This is a genomic window from Thioalkalivibrio sp. AKL19, assembly GCF_000420165.1.
Classification (GTDB): Bacteria; Pseudomonadota; Gammaproteobacteria; order Ectothiorhodospirales; family Ectothiorhodospiraceae; genus Thioalkalivibrio.
This window is the reverse complement of sequence record NZ_ATUK01000012.1, coordinates 33,234-54,603: the sequence shown is the minus strand read 5'-3', so window position 1 is coordinate 54,603 and position 21,370 is coordinate 33,234. Positions and strand designations below refer to the sequence as shown.

Sequence of the window (21,370 nt, the reverse complement as noted above, 5' to 3'; positions counted from 1 at the left end):
TTGATGTTTTTCGAGGTGTCGTTTTGAACGGTCTGGCCAAGAACCTGATCATCTGGGCGGTGATTGCCGTCGTCCTGATGTCTGTCTTCAACAACTTCGGCCCGCAGCAGCAGACGCAGGACGTGCGGAGTATTACCTACTCCGAGTTCATCCGCGATGTGCAGGGTGGTCGCGTGGACAACGTGACCATCGAGGGCGAGAAGATCAAGGGCACCACGATCGAGGGCCAGCAGTTCACTACGGTGAATCCGAATGACCCCGGCCTGATCGGCGATCTGCTGCAGAACAACGTGGAGGTCAATGCCCATGAGGAGGCCGAACGTTCCCTGCTGATGAGCATCCTGATCAGCTGGTTCCCGATCCTGCTGCTGATCGCCGTGTGGATCTACTTCATGCGCCAGATGCAGGGCGGGGGTGCCGGTGGCAAGGGCGCGATGTCCTTCGGCAAGTCCAAGGCCAAGCTGATGTCCGAGGACCAGGTGAAGGTCGGCTTTGGCGACGTCGCGGGCTGCGACGAGGCCAAGGAGGAGGTGACCGAGTTGGTCGACTTCCTGCGTGATCCCTCCAAGTTCCAGAAGCTGGGCGGCCAGATCCCCCGGGGCGTGCTGATGGTCGGTTCGCCGGGTACCGGGAAGACGCTGCTGGCCAAAGCCATCGCCGGCGAGGCCAAGGTGCCATTCTTCAGCATCTCCGGCTCCGACTTCGTCGAGATGTTTGTTGGCGTGGGCGCCTCGCGCGTGCGCGATATGTTCTCCGAGGCCAAGAAACATGCCCCCTGCATTATCTTCATTGACGAGATCGATGCGGTCGGTCGCCAGCGTGGCGCCGGCATGGGTGGCGGTCACGACGAGCGCGAGCAGACCCTGAACCAGCTGCTGGTCGAGATGGACGGCTTCGAGGGCACCGAGGGGGTCATCGTGATCGCGGCGACCAACCGTCCGGACGTGCTGGATCCGGCTCTGCTGCGGCCGGGCCGCTTCGACCGCCAGGTGGTGGTGCCGCCGCCGGATGTGCGCGGCCGCGAGCAGATCCTCAAGGTCCACATGAAGAAGACCCCGATCGCCGACGATGTCCGACCGGACTTGATCGCGCGCGGTACGCCGGGCTTCTCTGGCGCTGATCTGGCGAACCTGGTGAACGAGGCCGCGCTTTTCGCGGCACGCGCCAACAAGCGCCTGGTGGACATGTCCGACTTCGAGCGTGCCAAGGACAAGATCATGATGGGCGCCGAACGCAAGTCCATGGTGATGTCCGAGGACGAGAAGAAGCTGACGGCCTACCACGAGGCCGGGCATGCGATCGTCGGCCTGACGGTGCCGGAGCACGACCCGGTGTACAAGGTCAGCATCATCCCGCGTGGCCGTGCCCTGGGTGTGACCATGTTCCTGCCCGAGGAAGACCGCTACAGTCATTCCAAGACTCGCTTGCAGAGTCAGTTGGCGAGCCTGTTCGGCGGACGCCTGGCGGAAGAGATCATCTTTGGCGATGAAAAGGTGACTACCGGGGCTTCCAATGACATCGAGCGTGCGACCCAGATCGCCCGCAACATGGTGACCAAATGGGGGCTCTCGGAAAAACTGGGGCCGCTGGATTATGGCGAGGAAGAGGGGCACCCCTTCCTCGGTGGTCAGATGGGCAAGTCCAAGCCGATGTCGGATGACACCGCGCGCCAGATCGACGCCGAGGTGCGCCAGATCATTGATACCAACTACCAGCATGCGAAGCAGATCCTGGTGGACAATATCGACAAGCTGCACGCGATGGCTGGGGCCTTGATGAAGTACGAGACCATCGACGACAAGCAGATCGAGGACATCATGGCCGGGCGGGAACCTCGCGAGCCGGCTGACTGGGACAGTGGCGGTGGTTCTGGCGGTTCCGCTCAGGCCAGTGATGATGCCGAGGCCGGCGCCACGGATGCCGAGGGTGGCTCCGGTGACGGCTCAGAGGGCAGGGATGACGACAACAAGGGCGTCGTGGGCGGCCCCGCGCCGCAGTCCTGACCGGCCCGTTCCGTGTGTGACCGGGCTCGTGTCCGGTCGCTGTATCAGGCCGCCAGGCCCGTTGCCTGGCGGCCTTTTTCGTTGGGCTCTTCGGGAGAATGACCGTGCCGATTGATCAAGCCGTCCTGCAATGCGGGGAGCGCACCCTCGATCTTGGGCAGGCGCGCATCATGGGTATCCTCAACGTGACCCCCGACTCGTTCTCCGATGGTGGCCGGTACGCCCGGGTCGACGAGGCCCTCGCGCGTGCCCGGGCCCTGGTCGCGCAAGGCGCCGACATCCTCGACATTGGCGGCGAGTCCACGCGCCCCGGGGCCGAGCCGGTACCGCTGGAGGAGGAACGCCGTCGCGTGCTGCCAGTCATTGAGGCCCTGTATGCGGAACTGGCCGTGCCCCTGTCGGTGGACACGATGAAGCCGGCGCTCATGCGCGAGGCGGTGGCCACGGGCGCCGGGCTGCTGAACGCCGTCAATGGCTTTCGCGCCGAGGGGGCCCTGGCCGTGGCGGTGGAGGCCGCCCGCGAGCGCGGCGTGGCGCTTTGTGCCATGCATATGCAGGGCGAGCCGCAGTCGATGCAGCGTTCGCCGCACTACGACGACGTGGTGGCCGATGTCGGTGCGTTCCTCGACCAGCGGGCGGCCGAGCTGATGGCGGCCGGGGTGTCGCGTGGGCAGATCCTGCTGGATCCGGGGTTTGGCTTCGGGAAGACCCTTGAGCACAACGTTGCGCTGTTTCGCGGATTGCCGCGCCTGGCGGCCGCCGGGTTGCCGCTGCTGGTCGGGGTCTCGCGCAAGTCGATGATCGGGCAGTTGCTCGGCGACCGTCCGGTCGCCGAGCGGGATCCGGGCAGTGCGGTTGCCGCCCTGCTGGCCGCGCAGGCCGGGGCGCGTGTGCTGCGTGTGCACGACGTCTCGGCGACCCGTGATGCCCTGGCGCTATACTCGGTACTGAATGCGGATGGTGACAACGAGCAGGACAGTCGAGGGAACTGATGGGCAAGTATTTCGGAACCGACGGGATTCGCGGGCGCACCGGGGACTGGCCAATGACGCCGGAGTTCGCGCTGCGCCTGGGTTACGCCGTGGGCGAGGTGCTGGGCGAGAATGGCCAGCGCCAGGGCCCGGTGCTGGTGGGCAAGGACACGCGCGTGTCCGGCTATATGTTCGAGTCGGCCCTGGAGGCGGGGTTGTCCGCCGCCGGGCTCGACGTTGCGCTGCTGGGGCCGATGCCGACGCCAGCCATTGCCTACCTGACGCACACCTTCCGCGCCACGGCGGGAATCGTGATCAGCGCCTCGCACAACCCGTTTCACGACAACGGGTTCAAGTTCTTCACGCCCGAGGGCGACAAGCTGCCGGATGCAACCGAGGCCGCCATCGAGGCACGGCTGGACCAGCCGGCGCAGCCGATCGACGCCGCGCGCCTGGGCAAGGCCGTGCGTATTGCCGATGCGGCCGGGCGCTATGTGGAGTTCTGCAAGAGCGCGATCCCGGCGCGCTCCGAGCTGCGCGGCATGAAGATCGTGATCGACTGCGCCCACGGGGCGACCTACAACGTCTCCCCGCACGTGTTCGAGGAGCTCGGCGCCCGTGTCGAGACCCTCGGGGCCAGCCCGGATGGCTACAACATCAACGAGGGTGTCGGCGCGCTGTATCCCGAGAAGGTGGCGGAACAGGTGCGGGCAAGCGGGGCCGATCTGGGGATCGCGCTGGACGGTGACGGCGATCGGGTAATCCTGGCCGATGCTGACGGGACGGTCGTCGACGGCGACCAGATCCTCGGGATCCTCGCCCTCGCGCGGCAGCAGGCCGGTGGCTTCGATGGCGGCGTGGTCGGGACGCTTATGACCAATCTGGGCCTCGAGCAGACCCTGAGCGCTGCCGGCATCCCGTTCGTGCGCGCCAGGGTCGGGGATCGCTACGTGCTCGAAGAGCTCCGCCGGCGGGACTGGACCCTGGGCGGCGAGGGGTCGGGCCACATCGTCTGTCTCGAGCACACCACGACCGGGGACGGCACCGTTGCCGCGTTGCAGGTCGCGCACTTGATGCACCGGACGGGCCAGCCGCTGTCGGCGCTGGCGGCGGCCATTCCCAAGCTCCCGCAATGCCTGATCAATGTGCCTGTCAGCGGCGCCGTCGCCGGCTGTCTGGAGGCCGAGCCGGTGCGTACGCAGGTTGCCGCGGTGGAGGGGCAGCTCGGCCAGCGCGGCCGCGTGCTGTTGCGCCCCTCGGGTACCGAACCCCTGGTGCGGGTGATGGTCGAAGGCGAGAACGCCGACGAGACTCGCTCGGCGGCCGAACGCATCGCGGACAGCATCCGCGCCGCGATCTGACCCGCGGCCTCGCTCCGGGGCGCGCCCTGTCGCCTCCCGTGGCATGCCCCTGGCCCGGTGCTGCGTGCCCGCTTGGTTGATTTGCTCCCGGTGCGCCGGTAACATCCCGCCGCTCTAATCATCATGATCGGACCCCGTCTATCCGCGGGGTCCGGCCGATCGCAGGAGGAAGATCCGCATGCGCATGCCGCTGGTCGCCGGAAACTGGAAGATGAACGGTTCGCGGGACGCGAATCGCGCGCTCCTGTCCGCCCTGAAGGGCAGCCTGGGCGACATCCGGGGCGTGGACGTGGCGGTGTGCCCGCCTGCCGTCTACCTCGGCGAGATCGCCAGCGAGCTCTCCGGCAGCCCCATCGCGGTGGGTGCCCAGGACTGTTCGGATCAGGAGAAGGGCGCCTACACCGGCGAACTCGCCGGCTCCATGCTGGCCGAGGTCGGTTGCCGCTATGTGATCGTCGGACACTCCGAGCGCCGCGAACGCCAGAACGAGGACAGCGCCTGGGTGGCCGCCAAGTTCGTGGCCGCGCAGGCCGCCGGGCTGACCCCGATCCTGTGCGTGGGCGAGCAGAAGGCCGATCGCGAAGGCGGCCGTACCGAGACGGTGGTGGCCGAGCAGCTGGACGCGGTGCTGGACGCCGCCGGGGTCGAGGCATTCGATCGCGCGGTCATCGCCTACGAACCCGTCTGGGCCATCGGAACCGGCCTGACCGCGACGCCGGAGCAGGCCCAGGAAGCGCACGCCTTCATCCGCAATCGGGTTGCCGGTCGCGATCCGCGAGTTGCCGCCGACCTGCGCATCCTCTACGGCGGCAGCATGAAGGCCGACAACGCGGCCGGCCTGCTGGCGCTGGAGGATATCGACGGTGGGCTGATCGGCGGGGCCTCGCTGGACGCCGACGCATTCACCGCCATCGTCCGCGCCGCGGGCGAGCGAGCCGCAACATGATTTACGGCCTGCTCCTGGTCGTCCAGGTCGCGGTCTCGATCGGCCTGATTGCGCTGATCCTGATGCAGCACGGGAAGGGCGCCGATGCCGGCGCCGCCTTCGGCAGCGGTGCCTCCGCGACGGTGTTCGGGGCGGCCGGGTCGGCCAACTTCCTCAGCCGCTCGACCGCCGTGCTGGCTGTGGTGTTCTTCCTGAACAGCTTGACGCTGGCCTATCTCGCTGCGTCCAGCCCCGAGGCCGAGAGCCTGCTGGACCAGATGGAGGCCATGGAAGAGGAAGGCGATGGTCCGCCGGACCTTCCGCGCGAGGTGATTCCGGATGGCGAACCCGCCGGGGACACCCCGCAATCCGGCCGGCCGGCCGACGTGCCCGACTGACATCGGGCCCCTGTAGCAAACGGCAGATGTGGTGGAATTGGTAGACACGCTATCTTGAGGGGGTAGTGGCGCAAGCCGTGTGGGTTCGAGTCCCACCATCTGCACCAAATTTCGGTTGGCTCGGGTTCTGAACATTCGTTGGTCCCCGGGGCAAATAACAATAAAAACAGCATCTTATAAAATTACGAATACTTGACACCGTTTTTGGGCATCACCTAGACTCCGTGCCCGGTGTGCGGCCCTGTCTCGCCCCTGCGAGACCGACCCGTACCCGCGCTTTCAACCAGCAACGCTGAACGGCTCGCCGGCGCGCCCGATCCACGCGACGCCTCGCGAACCTGCCCGCCCGAGGCGGCGTACGGGAGAGAGAAATGCTGGAAGGTTATCTACCCATCCTGCTGTTCATCGCAGTAGGCATCGTGATCGGCATTGTGCCGTTGATCGTCGGTATGGCGGTTGGACCCAACAAGCCCGATGCCGCGAAGAACTCGCCCTACGAGTGCGGTTTCGAGGCCTTCGAGGATTCGCGGCTGAAGTTCGATGTCCGCTTCTACCTGGTCGCGATCCTGTTCATCATCTTTGATCTCGAGATCGCGTTTCTCTTCCCGTGGGCCGTGTCGCTAGACACCATTGGCCTGTTCGGGCTTCTTGCGATGGCCCTGTTTCTTGTCATTCTGGTCGTCGGTTTCATCTACGAGTGGAAGAAGGGGGCGCTGGAATGGGAATAGAAGGCGTTCTTGAGAAGGGCTTCGTCACCACCTCGGCGGACAAGCTCATCAACTGGGCCCGCACCGGGTCGCTCTGGCCGATGACCTTCGGTCTGGCCTGCTGCGCGGTGGAAATGATGCACGCCGGCGCGGCTCGCTACGACATGGACCGGTTCGGGATTATCTTCCGGCCGAGTCCCCGGCAGTCGGACGTGATGATCGTGGCCGGCACGCTGGTGAACAAGATGGCCCCGGCCCTGCGCAAGGTCTACGACCAGATGCCCGAGCCGCGCTGGGTGATCTCCATGGGGTCCTGCGCCAATGGCGGCGGTTACTACCACTACTCCTACGCTGTGGTGCGCGGCTGCGACCGCATCGTCCCGGTGGACGTGTATGTGCCGGGGTGCCCGCCAACGGCGGAGGCACTGCTCTACGGCATCATCCAGCTGCAGAACAAGATCCGGCGCACGAACACCATCGCGCGCTGACGCACCCGGGGTTTCAGATGGCTGAACAAGACAACTGGATCGACGCCCTGCGGGCGGAACTGGGCGATGCCCTGGAGAGCCTGCACGAGGCGAACGACGAGATCACCGTCGATATCGTGCCCGAGTCCTGGCGCGCGGCGGGCGAGAAGCTCCGCGATGCCCTGGGCTTCGAGATCCTGATCGACCTGTGCGGGGTGGATTACCTCGAATACGGCCAGGACGAATGGGGCACGGACTCCGCCACCAACACCGGGTTCTCGCGCGGTGTGGAGGCGGCGACCTCCGGGCGCTTCACCTTCGACGACGCCCCGGAAGACTCCAACTGGGACGGGCCGCGCTTCACCGTGGTGGCCCACCTGCTGTCGGTGGAACACAACCGCCGTGTACGCATGCGCGCCTGGCTGGATGACGAGGAATTCCCCGAGGTCGAGTCGCTGGTGGAGGTCTGGGCCTCGGCCAACTGGTTCGAGCGCGAGGCCTTCGACCTGTTCGGCATCCTGTTCTCCGGCCACCCGGACCTGCGCCGCATCCTCACGGACTACGGCTTTGTGGGGCATCCGTTCCGCAAGGATTTCCCCCTGATCGGGCATGTCGAGATGCGCTACGACGCCGAGCAGGCGCGCGTGGTGTACCAGCCGGTGACCATCGAGCCGCGCGTGCTGGTGCCCAAGGTGATCCGCGACGACCATCGCTACAGCGAGGGCGAGAAGCCGGGCGAAGGAGCCGAGAATGCCTGAGATTCGCAACTTCACCCTGAACTTCGGGCCGCAGCATCCCTCCGCCCACGGCGTATTGCGCCTGGTGCTGGAGATGGATGGCGAGGTGGTGCAGCGGGCCGACCCGCACATCGGCCTGCTGCACCGCGGCACCGAGAAGCTCGCGGAGAGCAAGCCCTACAACCAGTCGATCGGCTACATGGACCGTCTGGACTACGTGTCCATGATGGCCAACGAGCACGGCTATGTGCTCGCGATGGAAAAGCTGCTGGGCATCGAGGCCCCGCTGCGCGCGCAGTACATCCGGGTGATGTTCGACGAGATCACCCGCATCCTGAACCACCTGATGTGGCTGGGGGCGCATGCGCTGGATATCGGCGCCATGGCGGTGTTCCTGTACGCCTTCCGTGAGCGCGAGGACCTGATGGACTGCTACGAGGCGGTCTCGGGTGCGCGCATGCACGCGACCTATTACCGCCCTGGCGGCGTCGCGCGGGACCTGCCCGGCACGATGCCGAAGTATCAACCGTCCTCCTGGAAGTCGCAGGAGGTGGTGGATGACCTGAACAAGATCCGTCAGGGCTCGTTGCTGGACTTCATCGAGGCGTTTACCGAGCGCTTCCCCGGCTGCGTGGACGAGTACGAGACCCTGCTGACCGATAACCGGATCTGGAAGCAGCGCACCGTCGGGATCGGCGTGGTCGACCCGGATCGTGCGAAGCAGCTGGGCTTCACCGGCCCGATGCTGCGCGGCTCGGGCATCGAGTGGGACCTGCGCAAGAAGCAGCCCTACGAGGTCTACGACCGTCTCGACTTCGACATCCCGGTGGGCACCAACGGCGATTGTTACGACCGCTACCTGGTGCGCATCGAGGAGATGCGCCAGTCGAACCGCATCATTCGTCAGTGTGTGGACTGGCTGCGCCAGAATCCGGGCCCGGTGCTCCTCGAGGATCACAAGATCACCCCGCCAAAGCGCGAGGAGATGAAGGCCGACATGGAGGCCCTGATCCACCACTTCAAGCTGTTCACCGAGGGCATGTGCCTGCCGGAAGGCGAGGCCTACGCGGCGATCGAGCATCCGAAGGGCGAGTTCGGGGTCTACCTGGTCTCGGATGGTTCCAACAAACCGTATCGTCTGAAGGTCCGTCCGCCGGGCTTTGTGCACCTGTCCGCGCTGGACGAGATGGCGCGCGGCCACATGCTGGCCGACGTGGTCGCCATCATCGGGACCCAGGACATCGTATTCGGGGAGATCGACCGCTGATGGCTGCCGAACAGAAAACCGTTGCCTTCCACAAGCCGGCCGGCAAGAAGGTCGAGCTTAGCGATCACGAGCGCGAAGAGATCGACGCCTGGCTGGCGCGCTATCCGGACGACCAGAAGCGCTCGGCCGTGCTGGGCGCGCTGCGCGCGGTGCAGCACGAGGACGGCTATCTCTCCACCGCGAAGATGGACGCCGTGGCCGATTACCTCGGGCTGCCGGCCATCGCGGTCTACGAAGTCGGCTCGTTCTATTCGATGTACGAGCTCGAGCCGGTGGGCAAGCACACCATCATGGTGTGCAACAACATCTCCTGCATGCTGCGTGGCGCGGAGCCCATCATCGAGCACCTCGAGAAGCGTCTGGGCATCAAGCGCGGCGAGAGCACACCGGACGGCAAGTTCTACCTGAAGCTGGAAGAGGAGTGCCTTGCAGCCTGTTGCGGCGCCCCGATGATGCAGGTGGACCACAGGTACTACGAGAATCTCACGCCCGAAAAGGTCGACGAGATCCTCGACGGTCTGGAGAAGTAGCATGGCCAACCAGATCTGCTTTGCCACGCGTTACCTGGACGACCCCGCCTCGCTCGAGACCTACAAGAGCGTCGGCGGCTACCAGGCGCTGGAGAAGGTCTACAAGGGCAAGATGGCCCCCGAGGACGTGATCGAGGAGGTCAAGACCTCCAACCTGCGCGGTCGCGGCGGCGCCGGGTTCCCGACCGGGCTCAAGTGGTCGTTCATGCCGCGCAACACCGCCGGGCAGAAGTACATCGTGTGTAACTCGGACGAATCCGAGCCCGGCACCTGCAAGGATCGCGAGATCCTGATGTATAACCCGCACGCCCTGATCGAGGGCATGGCCATCGCCGGTTACGCGATCGGTGCGACGGTGGGCTACAACTACATGCGCGGCGAGTTCATGGACGAGGTGAACACCCGCTTTACCACCGCCCTGCAGGAGGCCTACGACGCCGGCTATCTCGGCAAGGACATCTTCGGCTCGGGGGTGGACTTCGACCTGCACCCGTCGCTGGGCGCGGGGGCCTACATCTGTGGCGAGGAAACCGCGCTGCTCGAATCGCTGGAAGGCAAGAAGGGCCAGCCGCGCTTCAAGCCGCCGTTCCCGGCCAACTTCGGCCTGTACGGCAAGCCGACCACCATCAACAACACCGAGTCACTGGCCTCGATTCCGTCGATCATTCGCAACGGCGGGCAGTGGTTCGCGGACCTGGGTGTGCCCAAGTCCGGCGGCGAAAAGCTGTTTTCCGTGTCCGGCCACGTGAACAAGCCGGGCAACTACGAGATCCCGCTGGGGACCCCGTTCAAGGACCTGCTGGAAATGGCCGGGGGCGTACTGAACGGGCGCAAGCTGAAGGCCGTAATCCCGGGCGGGTCGTCGGTGCCGGTGGTGCCGGGTGACGTGATGCTGCAGGCCAACATGGACTTCGACTCTATCGCCCACGCCGGGTCCATGCTGGGTTCCGGGGCGGTGATCGTGATGGACGAGACCGCCGACATGGTCAAGGCCCTGCAGCGGATCTCGCGCTTCTATTTCTCCGAGTCCTGCGGCCAGTGCACGCCCTGCCGCGAGGGGACCGGCTGGCTCTACCGCATGCTGACCCGCATCGTCGAGGGGCAGGGGCGTCCCGAGGACCTGGAACGCCTGGACGACGTGGCAAGCAAGATCGAGGGGCACACCATCTGTGCCCTGGGCGACGCGGCCGCCATGCCGGTGCGCAGCTTCGTCAAGCACTTTCGCCACGAATTCGAACACTACATCCAGCACGGCCGGAGCCCGGTGGCAGACGCCGCCTGACGCTCTACCGCGCCATCGCATCAGGAATCGAGCATGAGTCAGGATCAGAAACAGGATCTGGTCAGCATCGAGATTGACGGCCGTACGGTGGAGGCGCCCAAGGGCGCCATGCTCATCGACGTCGCCGATGATGCCGATATCCGCATTCCGCGCTTCTGCTACCACAAGAAGCTGTCGGTGGCGGCGAACTGCCGTATGTGTCTGGTCGAGGTGGAGAAGGCGCCGAAGCCGCTGCCGGCCTGTGCCACCCCGGTGATGGACGGCATGAAGGTCTACACCCAGTCCCCGCTGGCGCTGCGCGCGCAGAAGGGGACCATGGAGTTCCTGCTGATCAACCATCCGCTGGACTGCCCGATCTGCGACCAGGGCGGCGAGTGCGAGTTGCAGGACGTCGCCATGGGCTATGGCGAGAGTGTCTCCACCTACACCGAAGCCAAGCGCGTGGTGAAGGACAAGGACATCGGTCCGCTGATCGAGACCGAGATGACCCGCTGCATCCACTGCACCCGTTGCGTGCGCTTTGGCGAGGAGATCGCCGGGGTGCGCGAGCTGGGCGCGACCGGCCGCGGCGAGCACATGCGCATCGGCACCTATGTCGAGAAGACCGTCGCGCACGAGCTGTCCGGCAACGTGATCGACCTGTGCCCGGTGGGCGCGCTGACCGCCAAGCCGTCGCGCTACGGCGCGCGGGCCTGGGAATATGCCCAGGCCGCGACCATCGCCCCGCACGACGCCGTGGGTTCGAACCTGTTCCTGCATACCGATGACGGCCGCGCGATGCGCGTGGTCCCGCGCGAGAACGAGGCCATCAACGAGACCTGGATCTCGGACCGCGACCGCTTCAGCTACACCGGCTTGTATGCCGAGGATCGCCTGACCCGCCCGCGTATCAAGGTCGACGGGCAGTGGCAGGAGGTCTCCTGGGAGACCGCCCTGAGCTACGCCGTCGAGGGCCTGAAAGAGGTCGCTCCGGAGCGCGTGGGTGCCCTGCTGTCACCCGGGCTGTCACTGGAGGAGCACTACCTGGCGCAGAAGGTCCTGCGGGGCATGGGCGTGGCCGACATCGACCACCGCGTGAACCAGCGCGATTTCCGCGACGAGGCGGCCGCGCCGCTGTTCCCCTACCTGGGTGCCGCGATCGGCGATCTGGAAAACGCAGATGCCGTGCTGCTGGTCGGCAGCAATCCGCGCCGCGAGCAGCCGATGATCGCCCATCGCCTGCGCAAGGCCGCGTCGCGCGGGGCCCGGGTCAGCCTGATCAACGACATGTTGCTGGAGTTGACCTATCCGGTACAGGCGCAGCTGGTCGGTGACGCGCACGACCAGGTCCTGGCGCTGGCGGGGATCGCCGGCCAGATCGCCGCGGCCGGCAAGGCTCTGCCGAAGAAACTCGAGAAGGTGGTCAAGGCCGCCGAGACCGATGACGCCGCCACCCGCGAGGCGTTCGAGCGCGCGGCGCGGGCGCTGCTGGACGGGAAGCAGGGCCATGTCCTGCTGGGGGCGGCCGCCATCAACGGGCCGGTCTTTGCCACCCTGCGTGCCCTGGCGGGCTGGATCGCCAAGCATACCGGTGCGAGCCTGGGTTACCTGCCGCCGGGCGGGAATGCTGCCGGCGCCTGGCTGGCCGGTGCCCTGCCGCATCGCGGCCCGGGTGGTACCGAACTGGACACCTCCGGCGCGAATGCCGCCGAGATGATCGAGCAGGGTCGTGATGCCTTCGTGATCGCCGGTCTCGAACCGGGCCGGGATGGCGCTGATCCGGTGGCCTTCCGCGCGGCCCTGGAGCGGGCCGGTCTGGTGGTCGCGTTGACCAGCTTCGTGAACGCCGAGCTGGAGGCCGTGGCCGACGTCCTGTTGCCGGTGACCACGAGCTTCGAGCACTCCGGGACCTTCGTGAACGCCGAGGGCCGCTGGCAGAGCTTCCGTGCGGCCTCGCGGGCGCCGGATGATGCCCGACCAGGCTGGAAGGTCTGGCGCGTACTGGGCAACTTGCTCGACCAGCGGGGCTTCGACTTCCTGGATTCGCCCGCGGTGCGGGACGAGCTGAAGGGGCAGCTGGCGGAAGCCAGCTTCGATACCGGCGTCAACCTCAACAAGGTCCATGTGGAACTGCCCGAGGCCAGCGAACGTGACGGCCTGCATCGCGTCCAGGCGGCGGCCCTCTACAGCGGCGATCCGCTGCTGCGCCGCGCCGAGCCTCTGCAGGCCAGCCCCGAGGGGCTGCTCGCCGAGAGCGTGCTGGTGCATCCCGAGTCGGCCGGCGGGCATGCCCACGGCAGTCGCGTGCGGCTGCGCCAGGGCAAGGCCGAGACGGAGCTGACCCTGTTGCTGGATGACTCGGTGCCGCCGGGACTGGCCGTGACCTTCGCCGGTTCCGCGGCCATGGGGGCGCTTGGCCTGCCGAACACGACGGTCGCGCTGGCGCGGGCCTGAGGGACTTAAGACATGTTCGACTGGATGATGAACCTCTTCTACAGCCTGCCGACGGTGATGCAGATCCTGATCGGCATTCAGCTGATCGTGATCCCGCTGATGCTGGCCGTGGCCTACACCACCTTCGCCGAGCGCAAGGTGATCGGCTACGCCCACGTGCGTGTGGGCCCGAACCGGGTTGGGCCGCGGGGCTGGCTGCAGCCGATTGCGGACGCGCTGAAGCTGCTGACCAAGGAGGTCATCCTCCCGACCAATGCCAACCGCTTCCTGTTCCTGAGTGCCCCGGTGCTGACCATCGCCCCGGCGCTGGCCGCGTGGGCCGTGGTGCCGTTCTTCGAGGGCGGTGCCCTGGCTGACGTGAACGCGGGCCTGCTGTACCTGCTCGCCCTGACCTCGCTGGGGGTGTACGGGATCATCATCGCGGGCTGGGCGTCGAACTCGAAGTACGCGCTGCTGGGCTCCCTTCGGTCGGCGGCACAGCTCGTCTCCTACGAGATCGCCATGGGCTTTGCCCTGGTCGGCGTGCTGATGGCCGCGGGCACGCTGAACGTGGGCGGTATCATCGAGGCGCAGTCGGGGAGCATGTACCACTGGTTCTTGCTGCCGCTGCTGCCGATGTTCTTCGTGTACTTCATCTCCGGGATCGCCGAGACCAACCGCGCGCCCTTCGATGTCGCGGAGGGCGAGTCCGAGATCGTGGCCGGGTTCCACGTGGAATACTCCGGCATGGCGTTCGCGGTGTTCTTCCTCGCGGAATACGCCAACATGATCCTGATCTCGGCGCTGACCGCGATCCTGTTCCTGGGGGGCTGGCTGTCGCCGTTCCAGGGCATCCTGCCGGCCGCGGTGTTCGACTGGCCGGTGATCGGGTCGCTGCTGGATCACGGGATTCACTGGTTCCTGTTCAAGACGGCGGTGTTCCTGTTTGCCTTCCTGTGGTTCCGCGCCACCTTCCCGCGCTATCGCTATGACCAGATCATGCGCCTGGGCTGGAAGGTCCTGATCCCGGTGACCATCGTCTGGCTGTTTGTCGAGGGCGTGCTGGTCGCGTTCAACGTCGGCCCGTGGTTCGCCTGAGGAGATCGTGATGAAAGCCGTGCGCCGTTTCTTCAAGAGTTTCCTGTTCTTCGAGCTGCTGCTGGGGTTGCGCCTGACCGGGCGCTACCTGTTGAGCCGCAAGTTCACCGTGCAGTACCCGGACGAAAAGACCCCGATGTCGCCCCGCTTTCGCGGGCTGCATGCCCTGCGCCGTTATCCCAACGGCGAGGAGCGATGCATTGCCTGCAAACTGTGCGAGGCGGTGTGCCCCGCGCTGGCGATCACCATCGACTCCGAGGAGCGCGACGATGGCACGCGGCGCACCACGCGCTACGACATCGACCTGTTCAAGTGCATCTTTTGCGGTTTCTGCGAGGAGGCCTGTCCGGTGGATTCCATCGTCGAGACGCACATCTTCGAGTACCACTTCGAGAACCGGGGTGAGCAGATCATGACCAAGGACAAGCTCCTGGCCATTGGTGACCGCTTCGAGAAAGAGATCGCGCAGGCCCGCGCGGTCGATGCCCCCTACCGGTAACGCAGGGAACGCCTCATGACCTTCGAGCTCGTCCTTTTCTACCTGTTCGGCGCGATCCTGCTGGGCGGCGCGCTGGCGATGATCAGCGTGCGCAACCCGGTGCATGCGGCACTGTTCCTGGTGCTGTGTTTCGTGTCCGCCGCCGCGCTGTGGCTGCTGGCGGAGGCCGAGTTCCTCGGCATCGTCCTGGTCCTCGTCTATGTCGGGGCGGTGATGGTGCTGTTCCTGTTCGTGGTGATGATGCTGGACATCAATCTCGCCAAGCTGCGCGAGGGCTTCACCGAATACCTCCCGGTGGGCATCGTGGTTGCGCTGGCCATGGCCACCGTGCTGGTGCTGGTGATTACGCGCTACATCACCATGGAGGTTCCCGAGCGCGCCGGGCCCGAGTACGCCAACACCGAGGCCTTGGGCGCGATCCTGTACACCGAATACGTGTATCCATTCGAGATCGCCGCGGTGATCCTGCTGGTCGCGATCATCGCCGCGATCTCGCTGACCATGCGCAAGCGCCCGGATAACAAGTCCATCGACCCCGGCAAGCAGATGGCGGTCTCCCGCGAGGGCCGGGTGCGCATGGTCGCCATGCCGTCTGAAAAGAAGAAGGCTCCGCGCCGTGGGGCGCAGGGGTCCGGGGCGAACGCGCCGGACGGCGACGACGACCCGAAGTAGGCAAACCGAGTACACAGGCATCCCGGCCCCGCGCCGGGACCCGGACACCGGGGGCGGTTGCCGCCCCCGAAAGAACTCAGGGCTAGAACATGATTACGCTAGAGCACTACCTGGTGCTGGCCGCGCTTTTGTTTTCCATCAGCGTGGCCGGGATCTTCCTGAACCGGAAAAACGTGATCGTGCTGTTGATGTGCATCGAGCTGATGATGCTCGCGGTCAACATCAACTTCATTGCCTTCTCGTTCTTCCTGCAGGACCTCGCGGGCCAGGTGTTCGTGTTCTTCATCCTGACTGTCGCCGCGGCCGAGGCCGCCATCGGCCTCGCCATCCTGGTGTTGCTGTTCCGTAACCGCGGAACCATCAACGTCCAGGACATGGACGCAATGAAGGGATAACCGGCCATGGATACGATTTATCTGCTCATCGTCCTGGCGCCGCTGTTCGGCGCGATCGCCGCCGGCCTGTTCGGCCGCCAGATCGGCCGCACTGGCGCGCATACCGTCACCATCCTGGGGGTGGCGGTGTCGTTCGTCCTGTCGGTGGTGGTGTTCTGGGCCCACGTCTTCGGGGACGCCGGGGTCTACAACGAGACCGTCTACACGTGGATGGTCTCCGACGGCATCCAGTTCGAGGTCGGCTTCCTGGTGGACAACCTGACCGCGATGATGATGCTCGTGGTCACCTTCGTCTCGTTGATGGTGCACATCTACACCATCGGCTACATGAAGGATGATCCGGGGTACCAGCGTTTCTTCGCGTACATCTCCTTGTTCACCTTCTCCATGCTGATGCTGGTGATGGCGAACAACTTCATGCAGCTGTTCTTCGGCTGGGAGGCCGTGGGCCTGGTCTCGTACCTGCTGATCGGCTTCTGGTACAAGCGCCCGACCGCGACCTACGCGAACATGAAGGCGTTCATCGTGAACCGCGTCGGGGACTTCGGGTTCCTGATCGGGATCGCCGCGCTGGTGTTCTATACCGGCAGCCTCAACTACACCGAGGTGTTCGCCGAAGGGCAGTCGATGAGCGAGGCGACCATCACCATCTGGCCGAGCTGGACCTTCGGCCTGCTGGATCTGGCCCTGATCTTCCTGTTCATCGGTGCGATGGGGAAATCCGCCCAGGTGCCGCTGCACGTCTGGCTGCCGGATTCCATGGAAGGCCCGACGCCGATCTCCGCGCTGATCCACGCGGCCACCATGGTGACCGCCGGGATTTTCATGGTCGCGCGCATGTCGCCGCTGTACGAGTTCTCGGTCGCGGCGCTGTCGTTCATCCTGATCATCGGCGCCATCACCGCGTTCTTTATGGGACTCATCGGTCTGGTGCAGAACGACATCAAGCGCGTGGTCGCGTACTCGACGCTGTCCCAGCTCGGCTACATGACCGTGGCGCTGGGCGCTTCGGCCTACGCCGCCGGCCTGTTCCACCTGATGACCCACGCCTTCTTCAAGGCGCTGCTGTTCCTGGCCGCGGGTTCGGTGATCATCGCCATGCACCACCTGCAGGACATGCGCGCGATGGGCGGCCTGCGCCGGCACATGCCGATCACCTACGTGACCGCGCTGATCGGGTCGCTGGCCCTGATCGGCTTCCCGTTCTTCTCCGGGTTCTTCTCCAAGGACGCGATCATCGAGGCGGTGGGGTATTCGCAGATCCCGGGTGCGACCTTCGCCTACTGGCTGGTACTGGCCGGGGTATTCGTGACCGCGCTGTATACCTTCCGCATGTTCTTCATGGTGTTCCACGGCGAGGAACGCTATGACCAGGCGCACAAGTACATGCCCGACCACGGGGATGATCACGACGACGATCATCACGACGATCACGGCCCGCTGCAGCCGAAGGAGTCGCCCTGGGTGGTGACCGTGCCGCTGATCCTGCTGGCGATCCCGTCGGTCGTGGCCGGTTACTTCATCGGGCCGATGCTGTTCGGCGACTTCTTCGCCAACAGCCTGTTCGTGCTGCCGGAACAGGACGTGCTGGCGACCAAGGGCGAGACCTACACCGGAGTCATCGGCTTCGTGCTGCACGGCCTGATGCTGCCAGCGTTCTGGCTGGCGATGGCGGGCCTGGCGACGGCCTGGTATCTGTACATGAAGCGCCCGGAACTGCCGGCGGTGATCGCCGAACGTCTGAAACTGGGTGTGCGCATCCTCGAGGACAAGTACGGCTTCGATCGTTTCAATGACTGGTTCTTCGCCGGCGGGACGGTCCGTCTCGGGCGTGCGCTGTGGCGCTATGGTGACGCGCTGATTATCGACGGACTGCTGGTCAATGGCACCGCGCGCTCGATTGGCTGGATCTCGTCGCGGGTTCGCCACATGCAGTCCGGCTTCCTCTACCACTACGCGTTCGTGATGATCATCGGCCTGCTGGTCCTGATGTTCGCCTTCGTGATCTGAGCGGCTTCGACACCCATGCGCTCGAAGCCCATCGCTGTTTCAAGGAACGACCATGTTTGCTGACTGGCCTATCTTGAGTCTGTTGATCTGGCTGCCGATTCTCGGCGGCTTCCTGGTGCTCGCCGCCGGGCGCGACGCGCCCCACGTGGCGCGGCGTCTCGGGCTCGCGGTGGCCGTGGCGACCTTCGTGGCCAGCCTGCCGCTGTGGTTTGCCTTCGAGCGGGGCACGGCGGACATGCAGTTCCAGGAGCTGGCCTCGTGGATCCCGGCGTTCAACGTGAACTACCACCTGGGCGTGGATGGCATCTCCATGCCGCTGATCCTGCTGACCACGCTGATCACCGTGGTTGTCGTGATCGCCGCCTGGGAGTCGGTGAAGGACCGCATTGCCTACTACATGGCCGCGATGCTGGTGATGGAAGGCCTGATGATCGGCATGTTCGCGTCGATGGACGCGGTGCTGTTCTACGTGTTCTTCGAGGCCATGCTGATTCCGATGTTCCTGGTGATCGGGATCTGGGGCGGTCCGCGGCGTGTGTACGCGACCATCAAGTTCTTCCTCTACACCTTCCTCGGCTCGGTGTTCATGCTGGTCGCGCTGATCTGGATGTATATCCAGTCCGGCAGCTTCCTGATCCAGGACTTCCATGCCCTGCAGATTGGGCTGACTGCGCAGATCCTGATATTCCTCGCATTCTTCATGGCGTTTGCGGTGAAGATTCCGATGTTCCCGGTCCACACCTGGCTGCCGGATGCGCACGTGGAAGCGCCCACCGGTGGCTCGGTGATCCTGGCGGCGATCATGCTGAAGATCGGGGGCTACGGCTTCCTGCGCTTCTCGCTGCCGATCACCCCGGATGCCAGCGCCGTGCTGGACACCATGATGATCGTGCTGTCGCTGATCGCGATCGTCTACATCGGCCTGGTGGCGCTGATCCAGAGCGACATGAAGAAGCTGATTGCGTATTCGTCGATCGCCCACATGGGCTTCGTGACCCTGGGCTTCTTCCTCGCGTTCTACATCTACTCCAACACCGGTGACTGGGAAGGCGCCTCGCTGGGTATCGCCGGCGGTATGGTGCAGATGATCTCGCACGGCTTCATCTCGGCGGCGATGTTCCTTGCGGTGGGGGTGCTGTACGACCGCCTGCACAGCCGCCAGATCGCCGACTACGGCGGCGTGGTGAACACCATGCCGTGGTTCGCGGCGTTCTTCGTGCTGTTCGCGATGGCGAACACCGGGTTGCCGGGCACCTCCGGTTTTGTCGGCGAGTTCATGGTCATCCTGGCCGCGTTCAAGGCGGACTTCTGGATCGCCTTTCTGGCCGCGACCACCCTGATCCTGGCCGCCGGGTACACCCTGTGGCTGGTCAAGCGCGTGATCTTCGGCGCCGTGGCCAACGAGAACGTGGCCGGTCTTTCCGACATGAATCGCCGCGAGTTCTTCCTGATGGGCGTGCTGGCCTTCTTCACGCTGCTGCTGGGTGTGTGGCCGGCCCCGCTGCTGGATGTGATGAACGCGACCATCGACCACCTCGTGGCGCATATCGCGCAGTCGAAGCTCTGAAGGGACGCCTGACATGAATTTCGAGATCCCCAATTTCCTCCCCGCCGTGCCCGAGATGTTCGTGCTCGGGATGGCGTGCCTGATCCTGGTGATCGACGCGTTCCTGCCGGATTCGCGGCGCGATGTCACCTACGGCCTGGTGCAGGCGACGCTGGTCGCGGCGGCCGGCCTGACACTGTGGATGATGGGGCCGGAGACGGTCCTGACCTTCTCGGATACCTTCGTGAAGGACCCGATGGCCGACATCCTGAAGGTGGCGGTGTACGTGACCAGCTTCCTTGTCTTCCTGTATTCCCGGCCGTACCTGATGGAGCGGGGCATCCATAAGGGCGAGTTCTACGTGCTGGGCCTGTTTGCCGTGCTCGGCATGATGATCATGATCTCCGGGCACAATCTGTTGACCCTGTACCTGGGCCTGGAACTGCTGTCGCTATCGTCCTACGCGCTGGTCGCGTTCTGGCGCGACAACTCGCGCGCCACCGAGGCGGCGATGAAGTACTTCGTGCTGGGCGCGCTGGCCTCCGGTCTGCTGCTGTACGGCATGTCGATGATCTACGGCATGACCGGATCGCTGGATATCGCGGTGATCGCCGCCGAACTGGTGGCCGCGGACGAGAGCCTGAATATTCCGCTGGTGTTCGGTCTGGTGTTCCTGGTCGTGGCGATCGCGTTCAAGCTGGGGGCGGTGCCGTTCCATATGTGGGTCCCGGACGTCTACGACGGTGCGCCCACGGCGGTCACGCTGTTCATCGCCACGGCGCCGAAGATTGCGGCGTTCGCCTTCCTGATGCGGCTGCTGGTGGAAGGCATGGGGCCACTGCACGCCGATTGGCAGGGCATGCTGATCATCCTGGCCGTGCTGTCGCTGGCCGTGGGGAACGTGATCGCGATCGCCCAGACCAGCATCAAGCGCATGCTGGCCTATTCGACCATCGCCCATATCGGCTTCCTGTTCATGGGCATCCTGGCGGGCACCGACAGCGGGTACGCCTCGGCGATGTTCTACGTGATCGTCTACGCGATTACCGCGGCGGGTGGCTTCGGCATGATCGTGTTCCTGTCGCGCAAGGGCTATGAGGCCGACCAGATCGACGACTTCAAGGGGCTGGCCAAGCGCAACCCCTGGTTTGCGTTCATCATGCTGCTCCTGTTGTTCTCCATGGCCGGTGTACCGCCGACGGTCGGCTTCTACGCCAAGCTGGCCGTGATCCAGGCGGCCGTGGGTGCGGACCTGGTCTGGCTGGCGATCGTCGCGGTAATCTTCTCCATCATCGGTGCCTTCTACTACCTGCGTGTGGTGAAGATGATGTTCTTCGATGACCCGCAGGAGGGGGCCGAGGAGCCCGTGCAGCCGTCCGGCGCGCTGGCCACGGCGCTCAGCATCAACGGGCTGGCGGTTCTGCTGCTGGGAATTTTCCCGGGCCTTCTGCTGTCTCTCACACACTACGCAATCATCGGGTAAGTCGTGACACAGTGGATTCCGTTTGAAGTACTGGTCTGGGGGTTTGTGGTCGTCGCGTTCGTCAGCGCGAACCTGCCCTGGTTGAGTGAGCGCATCGGCTTGATGGTGCTCCCGGAGAGCGGGACCAAGGGTCCCTGGACCCGGATCGGCGAATGGCTCGTGCTCTATTTCCTGGTGGGAGCCATTGGCAAGGGCCTGGAGTTCCAGGCGACGGGCGGCATCCACCCACAGGGCTGGGAGTTCTACGTGATCACCCTGTCGCTGTTCGCGATGTTCGCGCTGCCGGGTTACATCTGGCGCTACGACCTGCGGCCTCATCTGCGCACCGGCCAGCGCCGGACCCGGTAAATAATCGTCGGCAGCCCTTGCGGGGCGGGCCGGCGCTTTGGTATAGTTCTGCGTCTCGGATGCGGGGTGGAGCAGTCTGGCAGCTCGTCGGGCTCATAACCCGAAGGTCGCAGGTTCAAATCCTGCCCCCGCTACCAATTGTCAGAGAGGCCCCGTACGGGGCCTTTTTGTTAAGGGAGGTCGCCGCTGGCGAATCGCCCTTGGGCCGCGCTCCCGCGCGCCTCGTGGCACCCACGGTGCCGCTGTCATCTTCAGAGGT

The 21,370-nt window shown here is 65.2% G+C and carries 20 protein-coding genes and 2 tRNA genes; all 22 read left to right on the top strand.

Annotated elements, in window-relative coordinates; genetic code table 11:
• Positions 1 to 23 precede the first annotated feature (23 nt).
• The 22 genes from ftsH (at position 24) to F817_RS0106790 (ending at position 21,248) form a co-directional block, all read left to right on the top strand.
• A complete protein-coding gene (gene ftsH / locus F817_RS0106895) occupies positions 24 to 2,003 on the top strand; it encodes an ATP-dependent zinc metalloprotease FtsH (RefSeq protein ID WP_024326958.1) in 1,980 nt (659 codons plus the stop codon).
• Positions 2,004 to 2,101: 98 nt separating this feature from the next.
• Entirely contained in the window at positions 2,102 to 2,995 is an 894-nt protein-coding gene (gene folP, locus F817_RS0106890) for a dihydropteroate synthase (RefSeq protein ID WP_029681054.1), read from the top strand.
• Positions 2,995 to 4,335: a phosphoglucosamine mutase gene (glmM, locus tag F817_RS0106885; protein WP_024326956.1), complete on the top strand. Its 1,341-nt coding sequence runs from the start codon at positions 2,995 to 2,997 to the stop codon at positions 4,333 to 4,335. The genes folP and glmM overlap by 1 nt, the downstream gene beginning before the upstream one ends.
• A gap of 178 nt (positions 4,336 to 4,513) precedes the next feature.
• Positions 4,514 to 5,281, top strand: a complete 768-nt coding sequence (gene tpiA / locus F817_RS0106880; RefSeq protein WP_024326955.1) for a triose-phosphate isomerase — start codon at positions 4,514 to 4,516, stop codon at positions 5,279 to 5,281.
• Positions 5,278 to 5,658, top strand: a complete 381-nt coding sequence (secG, locus tag F817_RS0106875; protein ID WP_024326954.1) for a preprotein translocase subunit SecG — start codon at positions 5,278 to 5,280, stop codon at positions 5,656 to 5,658. Before tpiA ends, secG begins: the two co-directional genes overlap by 4 nt.
• Positions 5,659 to 5,680: 22 nt before the next feature.
• A tRNA-Leu gene (locus F817_RS0106870) sits at positions 5,681 to 5,765 on the top strand.
• A gap of 264 nt (positions 5,766 to 6,029) precedes the next feature.
• Positions 6,030 to 6,386 (top strand): NADH-quinone oxidoreductase subunit A, encoded by a 357-nt coding sequence (locus tag F817_RS0106865; RefSeq protein WP_024326953.1) that lies wholly within the window; start codon positions 6,030 to 6,032, stop codon positions 6,384 to 6,386.
• A complete protein-coding gene (locus F817_RS0106860) occupies positions 6,377 to 6,853 on the top strand; it encodes an NADH-quinone oxidoreductase subunit B family protein (RefSeq protein WP_024326952.1) in 477 nt (158 codons plus the stop codon). Before F817_RS0106865 ends, F817_RS0106860 begins: the two co-directional genes overlap by 10 nt.
• Before the next feature lie 17 nt (positions 6,854 to 6,870).
• Complete coding sequence (locus F817_RS0106855) at positions 6,871 to 7,590, top strand: NADH-quinone oxidoreductase subunit C (protein ID WP_024326951.1); 720 nt, start codon at positions 6,871 to 6,873, stop codon at positions 7,588 to 7,590.
• A complete protein-coding gene (locus F817_RS0106850) occupies positions 7,583 to 8,836 on the top strand; it encodes an NADH-quinone oxidoreductase subunit D (protein WP_018146234.1) in 1,254 nt (417 codons plus the stop codon). The genes F817_RS0106855 and F817_RS0106850 overlap by 8 nt, the downstream gene beginning before the upstream one ends.
• Positions 8,836 to 9,366 carry an NAD(P)H-dependent oxidoreductase subunit E gene (gene nuoE, locus F817_RS0106845; protein ID WP_024326950.1) on the top strand — a complete coding sequence of 177 codons (531 nt, stop codon included), beginning with the start codon at positions 8,836 to 8,838 and terminating at the stop codon, positions 9,364 to 9,366. Before F817_RS0106850 ends, nuoE begins: the two co-directional genes overlap by 1 nt.
• Before the next feature lies 1 nt (position 9,367).
• Positions 9,368 to 10,648 (top strand): NADH-quinone oxidoreductase subunit NuoF, encoded by a 1,281-nt coding sequence (nuoF, locus tag F817_RS0106840; protein WP_024326949.1) that lies wholly within the window; start codon positions 9,368 to 9,370, stop codon positions 10,646 to 10,648.
• 33 nt (positions 10,649 to 10,681) lie between these two features.
• Positions 10,682 to 13,081 (top strand): NADH-quinone oxidoreductase subunit NuoG, encoded by a 2,400-nt coding sequence (gene nuoG, locus F817_RS0106835; protein ID WP_024326948.1) that lies wholly within the window; start codon positions 10,682 to 10,684, stop codon positions 13,079 to 13,081.
• Positions 13,082 to 13,093: 12 nt separating this feature from the next.
• A complete protein-coding gene (gene nuoH / locus F817_RS0106830) occupies positions 13,094 to 14,158 on the top strand; it encodes an NADH-quinone oxidoreductase subunit NuoH (RefSeq protein ID WP_024326947.1) in 1,065 nt (354 codons plus the stop codon).
• A 10-nt stretch (positions 14,159 to 14,168) separates the two neighbouring features.
• A complete protein-coding gene (nuoI, locus tag F817_RS0106825) occupies positions 14,169 to 14,657 on the top strand; it encodes an NADH-quinone oxidoreductase subunit NuoI (RefSeq protein WP_024326946.1) in 489 nt (162 codons plus the stop codon).
• A 15-nt stretch (positions 14,658 to 14,672) separates the two neighbouring features.
• Complete coding sequence (locus tag F817_RS0106820) at positions 14,673 to 15,329, top strand: NADH-quinone oxidoreductase subunit J (RefSeq protein WP_024326945.1); 657 nt, start codon at positions 14,673 to 14,675, stop codon at positions 15,327 to 15,329.
• Between the two features lie 89 nt (positions 15,330 to 15,418).
• Complete coding sequence (gene nuoK / locus F817_RS0106815; protein WP_018141813.1) at positions 15,419 to 15,724, top strand: NADH-quinone oxidoreductase subunit NuoK; 306 nt, start codon at positions 15,419 to 15,421, stop codon at positions 15,722 to 15,724.
• A gap of 6 nt (positions 15,725 to 15,730) precedes the next feature.
• Entirely contained in the window at positions 15,731 to 17,734 is a 2,004-nt protein-coding gene (gene nuoL / locus F817_RS0106810; protein WP_024326944.1) for an NADH-quinone oxidoreductase subunit L, read from the top strand.
• A 52-nt stretch (positions 17,735 to 17,786) separates the two neighbouring features.
• On the top strand, positions 17,787 to 19,301 hold the full coding sequence (locus F817_RS0106805) for an NADH-quinone oxidoreductase subunit M (RefSeq protein ID WP_024326943.1): 1,515 nt from the start codon (positions 17,787 to 17,789) through the stop codon (positions 19,299 to 19,301).
• Between the two features lie 13 nt (positions 19,302 to 19,314).
• Positions 19,315 to 20,763, top strand: coding sequence for an NADH-quinone oxidoreductase subunit NuoN (gene nuoN / locus F817_RS0106800; RefSeq protein WP_024326942.1), 1,449 nt, complete (start codon positions 19,315 to 19,317; stop codon positions 20,761 to 20,763).
• Positions 20,764 to 20,766: 3 nt separating this feature from the next.
• The gene (locus F817_RS0106795) at positions 20,767 to 21,111 is read left to right on the top strand and encodes a DUF2818 family protein (protein WP_024326941.1); all 345 of its coding nucleotides are present in this window, start codon (positions 20,767 to 20,769) and stop codon (positions 21,109 to 21,111) included.
• 60 nt (positions 21,112 to 21,171) lie between these two features.
• Positions 21,172 to 21,248 (top strand) — tRNA-Met (locus F817_RS0106790).
• Positions 21,249 to 21,370 lie beyond the last annotated feature (122 nt).